This is a genomic window from Bradyrhizobium sp. WSM2254, assembly GCF_000472645.1.
GTDB lineage: Bacteria > Pseudomonadota > Alphaproteobacteria > Rhizobiales > Xanthobacteraceae > Bradyrhizobium > Bradyrhizobium niftali.
The window spans coordinates 254,309-270,299 of record NZ_KI421447.1; the positions used below are offsets into that span (position 1 = coordinate 254,309).

At 64.5% G+C, this 15,991-nt stretch carries 18 protein-coding genes; 7 read left to right on the plus strand and 11 right to left on the minus strand.

Annotated features, from left to right (window positions below; translation table 11 throughout):
- Window positions 1-252 precede the first annotated feature (252 nt).
- On the plus strand, window positions 253-453 hold the full coding sequence (locus tag A3M7_RS0143540; RefSeq protein WP_027549534.1) for a hypothetical protein: 201 nt from the start codon (window positions 253-255) through the stop codon (window positions 451-453).
- Between the two features lie 657 nt (window positions 454-1,110).
- Here the strand turns inward: A3M7_RS0143540 and A3M7_RS50990 are convergent.
- Window positions 1,111-1,575, minus strand: a complete 465-nt coding sequence (locus A3M7_RS50990) for a hypothetical protein (RefSeq protein WP_156937145.1) — start codon at window positions 1,573-1,575, stop codon at window positions 1,111-1,113.
- 200 nt (window positions 1,576-1,775) lie between these two features.
- Between A3M7_RS50990 and A3M7_RS0143550 the strand changes: the two genes are divergently transcribed.
- Complete coding sequence (locus tag A3M7_RS0143550; RefSeq protein WP_245284473.1) at window positions 1,776-2,213, plus strand: hypothetical protein; 438 nt, start codon at window positions 1,776-1,778, stop codon at window positions 2,211-2,213.
- Between the two features lie 96 nt (window positions 2,214-2,309).
- Window positions 2,310-2,750: a hypothetical protein gene (locus A3M7_RS0143555; RefSeq protein WP_156937146.1), complete on the plus strand. Its 441-nt coding sequence runs from the start codon at window positions 2,310-2,312 to the stop codon at window positions 2,748-2,750.
- A 247-nt stretch (window positions 2,751-2,997) separates the two neighbouring features.
- On the opposite strand, the gene A3M7_RS0143560 is transcribed toward A3M7_RS0143555, so the two are convergent.
- The 6 genes from A3M7_RS0143560 to fliI form a co-directional block, all read right to left on the minus strand.
- Window positions 2,998-4,224 carry an NAD(P)/FAD-dependent oxidoreductase gene (locus A3M7_RS0143560; RefSeq protein ID WP_027549537.1) on the minus strand — a complete coding sequence of 409 codons (1,227 nt, stop codon included), beginning with the start codon at window positions 4,222-4,224 and terminating at the stop codon, window positions 2,998-3,000.
- 115 nt (window positions 4,225-4,339) lie between these two features.
- On the minus strand, window positions 4,340-5,299 hold the full coding sequence (locus tag A3M7_RS0143565; RefSeq protein ID WP_027549538.1) for an AraC family transcriptional regulator: 960 nt from the start codon (window positions 5,297-5,299) through the stop codon (window positions 4,340-4,342).
- Between the two features lie 272 nt (window positions 5,300-5,571).
- Window positions 5,572-6,633, minus strand: coding sequence for an anti-sigma factor domain-containing protein (locus A3M7_RS0143570; protein WP_027549539.1), 1,062 nt, complete (start codon window positions 6,631-6,633; stop codon window positions 5,572-5,574).
- A 37-nt stretch (window positions 6,634-6,670) separates the two neighbouring features.
- Window positions 6,671-7,216: a sigma-70 family RNA polymerase sigma factor gene (locus tag A3M7_RS0143575; RefSeq protein ID WP_027549540.1), complete on the minus strand. Its 546-nt coding sequence runs from the start codon at window positions 7,214-7,216 to the stop codon at window positions 6,671-6,673.
- Window positions 7,217-7,397: 181 nt separating this feature from the next.
- Window positions 7,398-7,817, minus strand: coding sequence for a flagellar export protein FliJ (gene fliJ, locus A3M7_RS0143580; RefSeq protein WP_011084990.1), 420 nt, complete (start codon window positions 7,815-7,817; stop codon window positions 7,398-7,400).
- Window positions 7,818-7,938: 121 nt separating this feature from the next.
- Window positions 7,939-9,264, minus strand: a complete 1,326-nt coding sequence (gene fliI / locus A3M7_RS0143585; protein WP_027549541.1) for a flagellar protein export ATPase FliI — start codon at window positions 9,262-9,264, stop codon at window positions 7,939-7,941.
- A gap of 447 nt (window positions 9,265-9,711) precedes the next feature.
- Here fliI and ctrA point away from each other — a divergent pair, with 447 nt between their 5' ends.
- The 4 genes from ctrA to A3M7_RS0143605 all read left to right on the plus strand — a co-directional run bounded on the left by ctrA (window position 9,712) and on the right by A3M7_RS0143605 (window position 12,542).
- The gene (gene ctrA / locus A3M7_RS0143590; protein ID WP_008138878.1) at window positions 9,712-10,413 is read left to right on the plus strand and encodes a response regulator transcription factor CtrA; all 702 of its coding nucleotides are present in this window, start codon (window positions 9,712-9,714) and stop codon (window positions 10,411-10,413) included.
- Between the two features lie 172 nt (window positions 10,414-10,585).
- Window positions 10,586-10,990: a DUF350 domain-containing protein gene (locus tag A3M7_RS0143595; protein ID WP_027549542.1), complete on the plus strand. Its 405-nt coding sequence runs from the start codon at window positions 10,586-10,588 to the stop codon at window positions 10,988-10,990.
- 1 nt (window position 10,991) lies between these two features.
- On the plus strand, window positions 10,992-11,378 hold the full coding sequence (locus A3M7_RS50995) for a hypothetical protein (RefSeq protein WP_084303055.1): 387 nt from the start codon (window positions 10,992-10,994) through the stop codon (window positions 11,376-11,378).
- Between the two features lie 3 nt (window positions 11,379-11,381).
- Window positions 11,382-12,542, plus strand: coding sequence for a glutathionylspermidine synthase family protein (locus A3M7_RS0143605; RefSeq protein WP_027549544.1), 1,161 nt, complete (start codon window positions 11,382-11,384; stop codon window positions 12,540-12,542).
- Between the two features lie 163 nt (window positions 12,543-12,705).
- On the opposite strand, the gene A3M7_RS0143610 is transcribed toward A3M7_RS0143605, so the two are convergent.
- The 4 genes from A3M7_RS0143610 to A3M7_RS0143625 form a co-directional block, all read right to left on the minus strand.
- Window positions 12,706-13,578, minus strand: coding sequence for a protein-glutamate O-methyltransferase CheR (locus tag A3M7_RS0143610; protein ID WP_027549545.1), 873 nt, complete (start codon window positions 13,576-13,578; stop codon window positions 12,706-12,708).
- Window positions 13,575-14,771: a chemotaxis response regulator protein-glutamate methylesterase gene (locus tag A3M7_RS0143615; protein WP_027549546.1), complete on the minus strand. Its 1,197-nt coding sequence runs from the start codon at window positions 14,769-14,771 to the stop codon at window positions 13,575-13,577. Before A3M7_RS0143615 ends, A3M7_RS0143610 begins: the two co-directional genes overlap by 4 nt.
- Window positions 14,772-14,845: 74 nt before the next feature.
- Window positions 14,846-15,211 (minus strand): PleD family two-component system response regulator, encoded by a 366-nt coding sequence (locus A3M7_RS0143620; RefSeq protein ID WP_007600538.1) that lies wholly within the window; start codon window positions 15,209-15,211, stop codon window positions 14,846-14,848.
- A 74-nt stretch (window positions 15,212-15,285) separates the two neighbouring features.
- Window positions 15,286-15,756 carry a chemotaxis protein CheW gene (locus tag A3M7_RS0143625; RefSeq protein ID WP_027549547.1) on the minus strand — a complete coding sequence of 157 codons (471 nt, stop codon included), beginning with the start codon at window positions 15,754-15,756 and terminating at the stop codon, window positions 15,286-15,288.
- Window positions 15,757-15,991: the final 235 nt, after the last annotated feature.

Below are 15,991 nucleotides of genomic sequence, written 5' to 3' on the forward strand. Positions count from 1 at the left end.
GTTTTTGGGTTCCTGGCGCCTTGTCGACCAAATGCGGACAAGACGCCTCAAAGGCACATTACGACTTTGAAATAATTACAGAATTGCACGATCGAAGGACGCTTTTGATCGCGATCTTTCACGTCCTTTCACGCTCTTGTGACCGCCCCTTGGGAACGAATCCCCCCAATACTAGGTTGTTGGGCACCGGAAGCATGAACCTGCCCGAACAGGGTAGCGACTACTTCGGGTAGATGGCGGCAGGAGCCTTCCATGAACCACTCGATTTACAGCGCAGATCGCTCGACCCACCTGAAGATCGTGGTCGTAGCCCTCGTCGCAGGGATCGCGGTGGCAGGCTTCGGCATCACGGCACGCACGGGTTCGGATGAAGGTCTGACCCAGACGGCTCGCGTCATCAAGGCCGGCAAGCCGGTAGCTATCACCAGCTCGAACGCATCCCTCGTTCGCTAAGGAGATCTGACGAGTTTTATGAATTCACGCGGCTCTTTACCAGCCCCCCAAAGTCGCCACGTGGATATGTAGACGACCCCAACCCCAAGTCGACTACAGAAAGCGCCCGCCCCCCACGGGCGCTTTCTCATGTCTGGGGTATGTCGCGTCGTTCTCCCCTCTCGTCTCCCGGACGCGCTGTGAGCGCACAATTGCATCATCCCCGTCATTGCGAGCGCAGCGAAGCAATCCAGAAGCTTCCGTGTCGGCGGTGTCCATTCCGTCATCCCCGCGCAACCGCGAAGCGGTTGTCGCTGGAGGTGCGAGTGGCGCAGTGCACCTGCACTGCGTCGCGAGCCTCGAAGGATGAACGGCCTAGACGTAGCTGGGCCGTCGCCCTTCGAGGGCCGCTGAAGAAGCGGCCACCTCAGGGTGACGGAGATTGGCAAGCGCTCGCTGCAACATTGGACTTCTGAAACGTTAGGCACACCTTCGCGCTCTCGCGGCTCATCTCGCCCGAGCTATGCCTGGTCGCCTCACCCTCGATTGAAAGAGGGCGCAGGGAAGACCGGGTGCCGGCCGGGCACCCACGGTCCACTGTGCGAAAGGTGGCAACAAGAATCTGCACAGCGGCATACAGGTGTAGCCAGGACATCCGGCCTTCCCTGCGCAGTGGGCTTACGGCTTATGTCGCGCTCTCCCCGGGGAGCGATGCACTATTGCCCCCGTCGCCGTGCAGATGACTGATGCGCGGGCCCGGTTGGGCCGCAACATCACCGCAAGACTTGACGCACAGACCCCGGGCGCCAGGACCACACGATTTTGCCGTACGCAGATCGCACCGGTCGTGCGCGCGACGTTTTTGCTCACGGTCGCCCGCCCTGCAAAACCCTTCGCGCCGATGTAATCCACGTCCACCGCCGCCTGGCCCGCGTTCGTGACGATCGCGATACGCCCCTCTTCCTTGGGCCGGGTTGCGCGACCGATACGCCGTTTCCGAATTTCGGTAAAGTGGAATATTTTTGCCGGCGCGGATTGACCGATAGACTGGGTGTTTTGCCCGTCAGGCAACGCAAGGGCTTGTGGCTGGGCCCACCCGCCGAACAGGTCTCGATCAGCCGCCTCAATGTCAAATTTCTGCAACTGGAATCAAAGCTGACTGTCAGCGAACTGCACTGTAAGGTCAGCTATGGGCCATAAGCGAGCGCGGCAAAACATGCCAGCGCATGCTCCGGCAAATGCTGTTGGTCCACGCCTGGGCGGGGTTAACGCTGCGCCGGCGAGCCAGAAAAGTCCTTGACGCAACAGAACACCATGGATTTGGATCGGTCGGAAGACCTTGATTGGTCGATGGACGGAGCCGAGCCTTGAAATTTTTGCTGAGAATTATGCTCGCAACCGCTTTCGTGAACCTTGCTCCAGCCGTCGCCCAGGCGCCGAAGAAAGCCGTCGCTTCTCCTGCCTTGCAGAAGGAATTCGATGGCTTCATCGAGAAGTTTCGCACGGCGCTGAGGACAAACGATTCCGCCGCCGTCGCCGGTATGACACGATTGCCGTTCATGAACGACAACGCAATTCGCGACGCCGCGCAATTTCGCGCCAAGACCTATCCGACCTCGTTCACGGCGAAAAATCGCGCGTGTATCCAGCGCGGCAAGGCCGTCTACGATCGCGATCAAGAGAACAATGACAATTACTTCGTCTTCTGCGGCGAGCTCATCTTCGTCTTTACCAAGACGCCGGCGGGGTTCCTTTTTACGGAGGTCGGCGCGAATGACTGATCAGGCAACAATGCTATCCAATGCCGCCGGACGTATGATCGGCGCCTCGCTCAGCGACGTATTGGATACCGCAACCTAGGCGATGGGCCGCACTCCATGCAAATCCGTGAAGTCACCGCTGCCGAAGCGCGCGCCTTAACAACAAAGAAAGTCGCAATGGATCGACCTACCAGGATCTTTCTTATCATCTGCCTTGCGGCCTTTTGCTCATCGTTTGTTGTGCAAACCGCCTTTCAGTTCCTCGGCGCAGAAATATCCGTATGGGGCGGCAATCCGGGATGGCAACGAGAAATTGCATTTTGGAACGTTGGCGCCGCCATCATCGTGTTTTTGACGTTGCGCCTCGGCGAACCCCGGCTTGCCATCGCCGTCGTCACGGGCTGTACCGTCCTGTTCTTTTTGCTTGGCACCAATCACTTATTTGCCTTCATCGCCAATCCGAAGGCGCAGTTCCATTGGCCTCCGCTGGTGCTCAACTATATTGGGCTTATCTTCGGTGTTCGCGTTCTCTTGGCATTTCGCCAGCGCAAACAATGACGCCTTGCGGGCCAGATGGCTAGCGTCGGGTTCGAGGGCGGACGCCGTGACCCGACGGCGGCGCTTTGCGGTTCGGTCGGGCTCGCCACTTTCCTATCCGTGGACTCGCTGCCGTGTAGCGGATTAGTGCAACATATGTTTTGCGACCCACACTATTCGGCAACACGAAAGCGATCGTTCGTAAAGGGCGCGTGACTTCCGAAACGGGTCATTTGCCGACGTTTGGCCGACGGACGCATGGTCCGGCTCAACGACGCGGTGCCCCATACGTCGGCGGCGGCGCCTGCACGGTCGGCGTGGCAGCGGCGAACAGCTCCTCCTTGCTCCCGTTGAGCGGCGGATAGATGCGCTTGCGGTTGATGGTCTGCTTCGTCGCCTTCGCGGCCGCGCCGGTGGCGCGGACCTCGCGGTCCCACCCCTCCGTATAGAGCGCGCCCCAGTTGCCGAGATCGAGCACGGTGACGTACCAGTCGATCCGCAGCGGCAGCATCGGCAGGCGCAGGAGATCGGCCACGACATTGTGGCCGGCGAAGCGGCCCATGGGGCGGGCGAACTGGCAGGACATCACGGTCGGATGCAGTCCGTCGACCACGCTGGAGGCGACGTCGCCGGCCGCGAACACGCCACGCAGATCAGCAACCCGCATGAACGGATCGACCAGAAGGCGCCCGAGGCGATCGCGCGCGCCCGTAAAGCTCGTGGCCAGCCGGCTCGCACGTAGCCCAGCGCACCAGATCACCGTCTGGGCCGCGATGAATTCGCCCGAGCTCAGGTGCACTCCGGCCGCCTCGACCGATGCGACACGCGCGCCAAGGCGCGTCTCGATGTCGAGCGACGATAATGCCGTCTCGATGACGGGACGCGCATGCGCGCCGATGGTGGCGCCGACCGTCGGATTGGGATCGACCAGGATGATGCGGCGGCTGCCGGTGATCCCGGCACGCGCCAGCCGGTCCGGCATCTCGGCCGCGACCTCGATGCCGGTAAAGCCGGCGCCGACCACAACGACCGTCGAACGCCCCGGCGACGGCACGCTGCGCCCGAGCGAGACGAGATGATCCTCCAAGCGCAGGGCCGCAATGTAGGTGTCGACGTCGAAGGCGTGGTCGGCAAGGCCCGGAATGTCTGGGCGCATCACCTCGCTGCCGAGCGCGAGCACCAGCCGGTCGTAGCCCAAGGTCTCCTCGCCGTCGCTCGTGACCAGCGAGATCTCGTGCCGTGCCGGATCGATGGCTTCGACCTCGCCGATGCCGTGAGTGACGCCGATCGGATCGAGCAATTGCCCAAGCGGAAGCGCGACCTCGCCGAGGTCGAGCTCGTAGTTGCGTACCCGGATGTTGTGGTAGGGATTGCGGTCGACGATGCGGATCTCGATGTCGCGGCCGGCAGCGCCGACCTCGTCGCGCTTGCGTGCAGCACCGATGGCCGCCCACAGGCCTGCAAACCCGGCGCCGAGCACGACGATACGCGCCATGTCCGCCTACTGTACTTTCCAACGGAATCCTGCGGTCTGCCCGCGCAGGCAGGTATAGCTCAAGAACCCCTGCCGACCAACTGTGCCGGCGCGCGCCGCTGCACAAAATCCCGGCTCACGCCTCGCGCAGTTCCGACGGCGTCGCACCAAAGCGCTTGCGGAAGGCGCGGTTGAAATAGGACAGGTCCGAGAAGCCCGAGGAATGCGCGATGTCGCTGATCTTGCGCGCCCTCGCGCGGGGATCGCCGAGCAGCTTGCGCGCCAGCAACAGGCGCTGCTCCAGCACGAATTCGGTGAAGGTCGTGCCGGCCTGCTCGAACAGGCGCTGCGCCTGGCGCGGGCTCAGGCCCGAGCGCGTCGCAACTTCCGACAGGCAGAGATCGTTGCGGCCGAGCGCGGCCATCACGTCGGCGCGCATGAGTTCGAGACGGGCCGCCGCCTGGCCGCGGCCGCGCGCGAGGCTTGCATGCTCGGCATCGGTCCCGAGCAGGAGGCCGACGAGATCGACCATGTGCTGCGCGGACAGACGCTGGCCGACGGCGTCGAGATGCGGGCCGTGATTGGCGGCGAGCGCATGGTAGCGCAAGATGGTTTCGGCGACCGCACCGTCGCAGAGCACCTGCGACAGCTTCTCCTCGGCGCGCGGATTGATGTCGAGCAGCGCGCGGCGCGGCATGCGGATGGTGGTGAAGCGATCTTCGTCGGTGTGGCCGACGGTGCCGGTGACGCCCATGTCGACGAGCACCATCTGCGCCGGCGCGAGCTCGACGGTGTGGCCGTTCTGCCCGACGCGGACGAGGCCCGCATGTGCCGCGATCAGGACGAGATCGTCGCTGCCGTCGGCAAGGTGGCTCTGGTTACGTGAATATTGCGCGGAAGCGCCTTCGGGAATGGCCAGCGCGATGTTGTCGACCACGCTGATCTGGAGCCGGCAATCGATGCTGTCGCCATGGCTCGGCCCGATGTCGAGACCGCAGGCCCCGAAGGCCCGATCGCGCCAATGCTCGAAGGCCGCGCCTTGCGGCAGGCCCGCATATTGGTGAACGAAGATGCCCGGCGTTCTCGCTGCATCCATTTGATTTCTCGCCCCTCTCCGGCACCATGATTGGCGGCGCCGACTGCAAATTCCGGGCATTTGACGCCGCCAATTGCGGAGAGGTTCAAATCGGGGCTGGATTTGGCCGGGATTGTCGGAATGCGACGGCGGGATGGACCGGGGCGACATGCTTGCCCAGTTGCACGCGCTCGCAGTTGCACGCGCTCGTAGCCCGCATGAGCGCAGCGACATGCGGGAACCAGTCGTCCCGGATGTCGCTTCGCTCATCCGGGCTACGATAGCTACGACACCTACTTCTTCGCGGGCGCTTGCGGCTGGGACGGCGGCACGGTCTCGATCAGCTTGCCGGTAAAGACCGGCGCCGAGGTCGGCTGGCCGCTGGGCGAGCCGCCGGCCTGCTCGACGGTGACGGCGTAGGTCGCGCCGTTGACGACGTCGGCATCGTAGGAGGCCAGCAGCGGACGCGCGGTAAAGTCGCCGCCGCCGATCACGCCGAGCGAGCGCGGGCGCGGCAGCTTGTCGGAGATCAGCCAGAGCTCGAAGCTCTTGCCGGGCTCCGGCGTCGCGCCGACCTTGCGCACGGTGAAATTCCGCGTCGCACCGTCGATGGTAAGGATGAAGGCCGGGCCGCCGGCCGGGCCCTGCAACAGCGCGACATATTGCGAAGACGCCGCGAGCGGCGCCGGTGTCTTCACTTCAACCGTCTGGATGCGCGGTGCAGGGCGCAAGCCGCCCGGCAGCGCATCGGGCAGGAAGATCTGAAGCGACAGCGTCACCAGCAGCGCCGCCGCAAGCGCGCCGACGGCGGATGCGATCGAGCGCCAGCGCTTCACGCGGCGCTCGAGCCGGATCACATTGGTGTTGTCCACGACCGGCGCCGGCGGCGCGCGCGAGACGTCCGGATCGGGCGCATGGACCTGCGGCATGAAGATCGGCGCGACGTCGGGAAGCGCATCGGACGGCGGTCGCGCGGTTTCGGGCTGTGCGTCTTCGGAAAGCTGCGGCACCGGTTGCTCCGTGCGCTCCGATGAAATTTCCGGCGTGACAGGGTCGAACGAGGACGTCTCCGGTACAGGTGGTGGCGGCGGCGAGGCTTCGGACAGCGCGGGCGGCTCCTGCGCAAAGCCCGTCCGCGCGAGCTCGGACCTGATGTTCTCCCACACGATCGGACGCGGCTCGATCGTGCCGACCATCTGGTTGAGGACGCCCAGCCGGTAGGCCCAGGCCTGCACGATGTCGGCGAACGCCTTGTCCACCGCCATCATGATCTCGACCTGCGCGCGCTCGTCGGCGTCGAGGGTGCCGAGCGCATATTCCGCGGCGAGCGCGATATGGTCCTCCGTGTAGGCCATCACTTGCAGTCCAGAACCACCCTCACAGTATAAACTCTCATAATCCGAGGCACTCGCGGATATCCAACATGCTGCGCCGCAGCCACGTCTTCACCGTGTTGACGGGCGCGGCGAATTTCTCCGCCAATTGCTCGCGGCTCCAGCCGTTGTAATAGGCGAGAAGCACGAGCCTCTGACGGTCCGGCTCGAGCCGGCCGATACATTCCAGGAGCCGCTTCAGCTCCTCGGTCATCTCCCGGCGCGCCAGCGGATCGGGACTGTCGGCTGCGACCTCCATCGCCTGAGGCTCTTCCTCGATGGAGACTTCCGACTTCTTGCGCACGATATCGATCGCACGGTTGCGCGCGATCGACGCCATCCACGTGATCGGCGACGACAGGGCCGGATTGAACTGGCCGGCGTTGTTCCAGATCTTGACGTAGGTCTCCTGAATGACTTCCTCTGCGATATCCTGCCGACGCAAGATACGAAGCACGACGCCATAGAGTTTCGCGCGCGTGGCGACGTAAAGGCGCTCGAACGCGGCCTGATCGCCCTTCGCCACCGCCTCAATCAGCCCGACCAGCTCTGCTGGCGTCAGCATTCAGCCCCCCAACGCGTAGGCTCGGGCGCGTTCCGCGCAGGCCCGGCACTTGCACTACCATAGCGCGCAGCAAAGCCGACCACCAAGGGGCGTGGCGCCACGCTGTGGACAGCACATACGAAAACCCGGACCTTGCGGGTCCGGGTTCTGCGAATTTTCGGCGGTTCTTACTGCTAGCGCCTCAGGCGACGGCGCCGATACGGGCCCGCATCAGGCCGATGCTGTCGAGGTCGGCCTGCTCGCGGGCGTTTTCCTCGGCGCGTTCGCGGGCCTGGTCGCGCTCGTCGAGGAGCTCGACCTTCTTCAGCTCCTCGAAGGCCTCGGCCAGCGCGGCCTTGGCTTCGTCGAGCTGGCCCTTGAGCTCGTCGGCCGAGCGGGTCAGGTTCTCACGGCGCTGGATCGCGGCCTTGGCATAGGTCGGATAGGCGAAGTGCGAGGGATCGTTGATCCCGGCACGCTCCTGCTCGGTCTGGATCTCGCGTTCGAGATCGACCGACATCCGCTGGAAGTCGGCGATCATGGTCTCGATCTGGGTGACCCGGCGGCGCTTCTCGTCGACCTGAAACTTCTTCAGGCGGATGAGGGTATCACGTGACTTCATCGACTCGTACTCCCCAGAAGTCCCCTGGCTGCACGTGGGACAACACCGGTCTCCCCACTGGCCCAATCGGGGCCAAGACCGGCTCTGCTACTCTGTGAGAGCGGATGATGAACTGACAAAGTTAGCGTTCCGTTTCCAAATTACCGAGGATTTGCGCCAACTCGCGATAGCCGTCCGCCAACGAGGCATTTTCGTCCTTGCGCTGGCGCAGGAAGGCTTCCAGGGGCTCGTGCAGGCGGATCGCCTCGTCGACCTCGGGGCTGGAGCCGGCCCGGTAGGCGCCCAGCCGGATCAGTTCCTCCATGTCGGCATAGGTCGCCATCACCGCCCGCGCCTTCTGGATGGTCGGCCAGAACTGCGGATCGGCCGATTTCGGCATGGTGCGGGAGACGGATTTGAGGATGTTGATGGCGGGGTAGCGGCCGCGCTCGGCGATCGAGCGCTGCATCACGATGTGGCCGTCGAGGATGCCGCGGACGGCGTCGGCGATCGGCTCGTTGTGGTCGTCGCCGTCGACCAGCACCGTGAAGATCGCGGTGATCGCGCCCTCGCCCAGGCCCGGCCCGGCACGCTCGAGCAGCTTCGGCAGCTCGGTGAACACGGTCGGCGTATAGCCCTTGGCGGTCGGCGGCTCGCCGGCGGACAGACCGATCTCGCGCTGGGCCATGGCGAAGCGCGTCACCGAGTCCATCAGGCAGAGCACGTCCTGATCCTCGTCGCGAAAATACTCGGCGACCGCGAGTGTCAGATAGGCCGCCTGGCGACGCATCAGCGCCGGCTCGTCGGAGGTTGCGACCACCACGACGGAGCGCGCCAGGCCCTCCTCGCCGAGATCGTCCTGCAAGAATTCCTGAACCTCGCGGCCGCGTTCGCCGATCAGCCCGATGACGCTGACGGCGGCGTCCACGTTGCGCGCCAGCATCGACAGCAGCACCGATTTGCCGACGCCGGAACCTGCGAAGATGCCCATGCGCTGGCCGCGGCAGCAGGTGAGAAACGTGTTCATCGCGCGCACGCCGAGATCGAGCGGCGCCCCGACGCGCTTGCGCGAATGCGCCGGCGGCGGCGTATTGCGGAACGGCATCGGCGAGGCCCCCTGCGGCAACGGCCCCTTGCCGTCGATCGGCTCGCCCAGCGCGTTGACGACACGGCCGAGCCAGGCCGACGACGGCCGCACCTGATTGGCGGCATTGGCGATGACCGCCTTGCAGCCGCGCCGCACGCCGTCGAGGCCGGCGAACGGCATCACGACAGCATTGTTGCCGGAGAAGCCGATCACCTCGCAGGGGATGGAACGGTTGGCGCCGGTCTCGATCACGAGCCGCGCGCCGACCGACATCGCATGGATCGGGCCGGCCACTTCGACCATCAGGCCGCGCACACCGACCACACGGCCATAGATATTGATGCCGTCGATATCGCCGATCTGTTCGGCCAGAGCCTTCATCGGTGGGCCTTCATCGGGGGCGAGCCTTCATAGGAGGGCCTTCATGAGGTGGTCGTCTTCGTGATCCCGGGCCTTCACGGGGAAACTCTTAAGTTTCGCCATATTTCTGAACGGCGCTTAACTTCGTGTTTACCCGCATCGTTAATCATTGCGTCACTGTCTTTGTGACTGAGCGTGACTCCCCTTCAGAAGAAGGCTGAGTCGCGGGAGTCGGTTAGGCCCGTCTCTTAAAGTGGAACTTGAACGGAGCCGGATAACGAAAGCTGCTTCTTACGCAAGACCTTAGGGCGATTCGACAAAAATTGCACCGGGGGGACTTGCGTTCCAGAATCAGGATTTGTTAACCATCTGTTGTCAGGATCCGAATCAGTTGTTCAAAGGCGTTTTGTTGAGTGCCGCGAATGCGGCCGACCTGACGCCCAGGAGCGGCGACTATGGGGAACTGGCATGCGCGTTTTGCTGATTGAAGATGACAGCGCCGTCGCGCAGTCGATCGAGCTGATGCTGAAGTCTGAGAGCTTCAACGTCTACACGACCGATTTGGGGGAAGAAGGCGTCGATCTCGGTAAATTATACGATTACGACATTATCCTTCTCGACCTCAACCTGCCTGACATGTCCGGCTACGACGTGCTCAAGCAACTCCGGGTCTCCAAGATCAAGACCCCGATTCTGATCCTCTCCGGCCTCGCCGGCATCGAGGACAAGGTCAAGGGTCTCGGCGTCGGCGCCGACGACTACATGACCAAGCCCTTCCACAAGGACGAGCTGGTGGCCCGCATCCACGCGATCGTGCGCCGCTCCAAGGGCCATGCCCAGTCGGTCATCCAGACCGGCGACCTCGTCGTCAACCTCGACACCAAGACGGTCGAAGTCGGCGGCCAGCGCGTGCATCTGACCGGTAAAGAATACCAGATGCTGGAGCTTCTCTCGCTCCGCAAGGGCACGACCCTCACCAAGGAAATGTTCCTCAACCACCTCTATGGCGGCATGGACGAGCCCGAGCTGAAGATCATCGACGTCTTCATCTGCAAGCTCCGCAAGAAGCTCGCCAACGCCTCCGAAGGCCGCAACTTCATCGAGACCGTGTGGGGCCGCGGCTACGTGCTGCGCGAGCCGCACGAGCACGAAGAGCGCATTCCCGCCTGATCCTTACGTTTACGTCGCGGGCCCTTCGGGGCTTGCTCCTCCCAGCCTGGACCCCGCCGCAAATGGCGGGGTTTTGTTTTTTGGGGGACGCGAAGGCGGCCTCATCGCCCTCCTGCCGTTGAACCGCTATCCTTCCCCCGCCGACGAATGGTCGCTGCACGATGGGGGAACGATGATCCTGCAATCACTCGCCGGCCTGCCCGCCTTCCTGGTCTATTTCTGCACCGGGCTGATCGCGATCGTGGCGTATCTGTTCGTCTACACCCGCATCACCCCGTACAACGAGTTCCAGCTCATCCGCGACAACGAGCCGGCCGCGGCGATCTCGCTCGGCCTCAGCCTGCTCGGCTTCGTGGCACCGCTGGTCAGCGCCATCGCGCATTCGGCCAACGTGCTGGACTGCCTGATCTGGGCGGTGATCGCCCTGATCGTCCAGGTCATCGTGTTCTTTCTCGTGAAGGTCCCGGTGCCGAACCTGTCGACGCGGATTGCCGAAGGCGAGCTTGCCCCGGCGATCTGGCTCGGGCTGTCCTCGCTCGCAGCCGGTCTCCTCAACGCCGCCTGCATGATCTACTGACATGGCCGACAAACCCTCCAAGGAGTTCGGCAAGCGCCGGCCGGCGCAGCCGACACCGCGGGCGCCGGCGAAGCGCTCCGGCCATGTCGCCCTCCTGGTGATGGGCACGCTCGCGGTCGGCACCACCGCCTACACGCTGATGCCGCGGCAGACTTGCGAGCCCTCTCCTCCCGGGACGGATCCAGCGGTGCAGACGAGCACCGCGTGCAGCAGCAGAAGCAGTTCCTCGGGCGGCAGCGGCGGCTCGGGCTCATCGTCGCGATCGAGTTTCTTCAGCAGCGATTCCACCAGCCATTCCTCCTCGGGAACGTCGTCCGATTCCGGCCACAGCAGCGTGAGCCGCGGCGGCTTCGGCTCGTTTGGCCATGGCTTCTCGGGCGGGGGCTGATCCATGCGGCGCATCACCTGCCTCGAGCGCGCCGACTGGCGAGAGACCGCGGCGCAATGCGGCTTCGTCTTCCACACCAACGGCGGCGAGCGCTATTGGGACGAGCGCGCCTATTACGCCTTCACCCTCGACGAGATCGAGCGCGGCATCGAGACGCCGACCGGCGAGATCGACGCGATGTGCCTGGAGCTTGCCGGCCGCGTCATCGGCGACGAGCGCCATCTGCAGCGCTTGAAGATCCCGCAGGCGTTCTGGGACTTGATCAGAGCGAGCTGGCAGCGCGACGACCGCAGCCTGTACGGCCGGCTCGATCTGAAATTCGACGGCCATGGTCCGGCGAAATTGCTCGAATACAACGCGGACACGCCGACCTCGATCTTCGAGGCCGCCGTATTCCAATGGACCTGGCTCGAGCAGGCGATCGAACGCCGCATCATCCCGGTGCGCGCCGACCAGTTCAACTCCATCCACGAGCGGCTGATCGAAGCCTGGAAGGAGATTGCCGCAGGCCGCCATGTCCATCTCACCGGTACCACCGGCAACGAGGAGGACGCGGGCACGCTGGCCTATCTCGAGGACACCGCGCGCCAGGCGGGGCTATCGACCACGCTGCTCGACATCGAAGCGATCGGCTGGCGCGACGAGGCCGGCGGCTTCGTCGATCTCGATAACAGCGACATCGCACTCGCCTTCAAGCTCTATCCCTGGGAATGGATGTTTCACGACGCCTTCGGCGCAAAGCTTGACGGCGCGCCGACCCGCTGGATCGAGCCGCCATGGAAGGCGGTGCTCTCCAACAAGGGCATCCTGCCGCTGCTCTGGGAGATGTTTCCGAACCATCCCAATCTGCTGCCCGCCTTCTTCGAGGACGATCCGCGCGCCGCCGAGCTCGGCAGCTCCTATGTGCGCAAGCCGCTGCTGTCGCGCGAAGGCGCCAATGTCACGCTGGTGTCCGGCGGAATGCCGCTCGACGAGCAAGCAGGTCCTTACGGTGCAGAAGGCTTCGTGCGGCAGGCCCTCTCGCCACTGCCGAACTTCTCGGGCTTCTATCCGGTGATCGGAAGCTGGCTGGTGAACCACGAACCCTGCGGCCTGTCGATCCGCGAAGACGAGAGTGCGATCACCGGCAACGGCTCGCGGTTTCTGCCGCATGCGATCTTGTGAGGGGTGACTTTCTTCCTTCTCCCCTTGTGGGAGAAGGTGGCGCGAAGCGCCAGATGAGGGGTTCTCTCCACTCGCAAGACCGTTCGTGAGGATAGAGACCCCTCACCCGGCTTCGCTATCGCGAAGCCACCCTCTCCCACAAGGGGAGAGGGTGAGAAGCACCTCACCTCGCCGCGGCGACCCTCAGCGGCTGCGGCGTCAATCCGCCCATGGGGCGGCCGGAGCGCGCCGGGTTGAGCTGATAGAGACCGCGGCGCTCGGTGACGGGACGGAAAGCGTCGGTGATGCCGACGACGGATTCGGCAGCGCCAAGCAGCAGCGTGCCGTCGGCTTCCAATCCCTTCGCCATGCGCTCGAAGATCACCGCCTTGGTGTCCTGGTCGAAATAGATCAGCACGTTGCGGCAGAAGATCACGTCGAACGTGCCGAGATGGGAGAAGTCCTGCAACAGATTGAGCTGGCGGAACTGCACCATCGCGCGAATGTCGGCATTGAGCTGCCAGAGCTCGCCGACTTGCGTGAAGTACTTCATCAGGTGCTGGATCGGCAGGCCGCGCTGCACCTCGAACTGGCTGTAGACGCCGGCCCTGGATTTCTCCAGCACCTCCTGCGACAGGTCGGTGGCGACGATCTCGGTGCGCCAGCCGGCCAGGGCCGCGCCCATCTCCTTCAGGCACATCGCGATCGAATAGGGCTCCTGCCCCGTCGACGACGCCGCCGACCAGATGCGCAGCGATTTGCGCGCCGCACGCGCCTGGATCAGGCCCGGCAGGATGGTCTCGCGCAGATGATCGAACGGGATCTTGTCACGGTAGAAGAAGGTCTCGTTGGTGGTCATCGCTTCGACCACGTCGGTCGCAAGCCGGCCGTCGCCGTTCCTGATCTTCAGCACGAGATCGGGGATGCCTGATAGACTCGCCTTGCGGGCAAGCGGCAGCAGCCGACTCTCGACCAGGTACTGCTTGTCGGCGGAGAGATCGAGGCCGGAGCGCTCTTTCAGGAATTTGCGCAGATACTCGTAGTCAACCGGCGTCACGAGCGGTCTCCCGCGAACAGGCGGTTGACCTTGGCGCCGATCTGGTTGAGCGGCAGGATCGCCGCGCAGATGCCGGCATGGGCGGCCGCGCCCGGCATGCCCCAGACGACGCTGGAGGCTTCATCCTGTGCGATCACGCTGCCACCGGCGGCAACGATGTCCTTGCCGCCGCGCATGCCGTCCGAGCCCATGCCCGTCAGGATCACGGAGAGAACGGCGCCGTGCCAGATGTCGATGGCGGAGGTGAAGAGCGGATCGACCGCGGGCTTGCAGAAATTGACGGCGGGGCCGTCGTCGAGCGCGATCGCGACGTCCGCACCGCTGCGCACGACGCGCATGTGCTTGCCGCCGGGCGCGAGGTAGATCCGTCCCGGCTTCACCGGCTCGCCATCGACCGCCTCGGCCGCCGGCCGGCGGCTCGAACGCGCCAGATGCTCGGCAAGAATGGTGGTGAAGGTCGGCGGCATGTGCTGGGTGATCAGCACCGGGAAGCGGTCGATGACCGGGCCGAGCTCGGTGACGAGGGCCATCAGCGCCTGCGGTCCGCCGGTCGAGGAGCCGATCAGCAGCACCTTGGGTGCCTGGGTCGAGAACGGACGCGTGGACAGCGCCCCCGACGACGGCGCAAGCGCGGCGGGCCGCGCGACAACCGGTGCACGTGCAGCCGGCGCGGGGATTGCAGTCGAGCTTGGGCTCGCGGGCGCCAGCGGCGGGCTCGCAACTGCGGGCTTGCGGCGCAGCCGTGCACCGAGGTGACGGATCTTCTGGATCAGGTCGTGATGGAAGGTGTCCGCGGCCGACGCCTCGCGCGTCGATTCGGGCTTCGGAATGTAGTCGGCCGCGCCGAGCGACAGCGCCTTGAAGCTGACTTCCGCGTTGCGGCGCGTCAGCGTCGAGGCCATGATGATGACGAGATCGCGCTTCTTCGCCAGCAATTGCGGCAGCGCCGAGATGCCGTCGAGCTCGGGCATTTCGATGTCAAGCACGGCAACATCGGGATTGATGCGTTCGAGCTGGTTGACCGCCTCGAGCCCGGTACGCAGCGAGGCTGCGACCTCCATGTCGTGCTCGGCGCCGACCCAGCGCGAGATCAGACCGCGGATGACGACGGAGTCATCGACGATCATCACCCGCAGCGGCCCCGCTTCGCGCGACGAACCCGTGGTCGAATTACCTGCGAACGCAACACTCATTACTCACCAACTCAGACTGAAACGGTTCAGTTGAAAACAAACGCCGAAGGAGCCGTTCAGCCTCCGGACGTCGCTCAGATCAAGCCGACTTCCTGGAACTTCGCCGTCACGATGTCCTTGTCGAAGGGCTTCATGATGTACTCGTTGGCGCCGGCGTGAAGCGCGCGTGCGATGTGCGCAACGTCGTTCTCGGTGGTGCAGAACACCACCTTGGGCTGGTCGCCGCCGGGCATGCGCCTGAGATGGCCGAGAAACTCGTAGCCGTCCATCACGGGCATGTTCCAGTCGAGCAGCACCGCGTCGGGCAAGCCGCGCTTGCAGGCCTCCAGCGCCTTCTCACCGTCCTCGGCTTCGAGGATCTGGAAGTCGAGGCCCTCCAGGATCCGGCGCGCAACCTTGCGGATGACGCTGGAATCATCAACGACGAGACAAGTTCGCATGTGAACCTCTGCTTCCTGCCCCCTTTTTCGGGGACACTTCCAATTGCAAGTCCATCGGCGGCGATGCCGCCGTATCAGGCCGCCATCATCTCGGGCGCGAGCTCGAGGACGCGATCGACGTCGAGGACGACCATGAGCTGGCCGTCGAGACGGTGGACGCCGCCGGCGAGCTTGGCCATGCGGGGGTCGAGGTTGACGGGGTTCTCTTCCTTGCCGTCCTCGGGCAGGCGCAGCACCTCGCCGATCTGGTCGATCAGCAGGCCATAGGATTCGCCGCGCAGGTCGACACCGACCGCCATCGGCACCTTGCCGTCCTCGGGCCTGGGCAGGCCGAGACGGGCGCGCATGTCGACCACGGTGACGATGCGGCCGCGCAGGTTGAGGACGCCGGCGATCTCGCGCGAGGACAGCGGCACGCGGGTGACGCGCTCGGGCATGAACACGTCCTGGACGCGGGAGATCGGCAGGCCGAACAGCTGGCCGCCGATCATCGCGGTGACGTATTCGACCATGGCGCCTTCGGTGGTCTGCATCTTGTTGGCCATAAGCGTATCTCCTGATCCGGTTCTTTCGTTTTGAGCATGATCTCGTCGGAAAACCGCTTCACACTTTTCCGGATCATGCTCTGGTTACGCCGCGGCCCGGCTCAGCTCGGAGGCGCCGGCGGCGCCCGCGGTCTGTTCCTTCAGCGCCGCGATCAGACCGGGACGGTCGAACTTGGCGACATAGTCGTGGAAGCCGGCCTGACGGCCGCGCTCGATTGCCGCCGGCGACACCAGC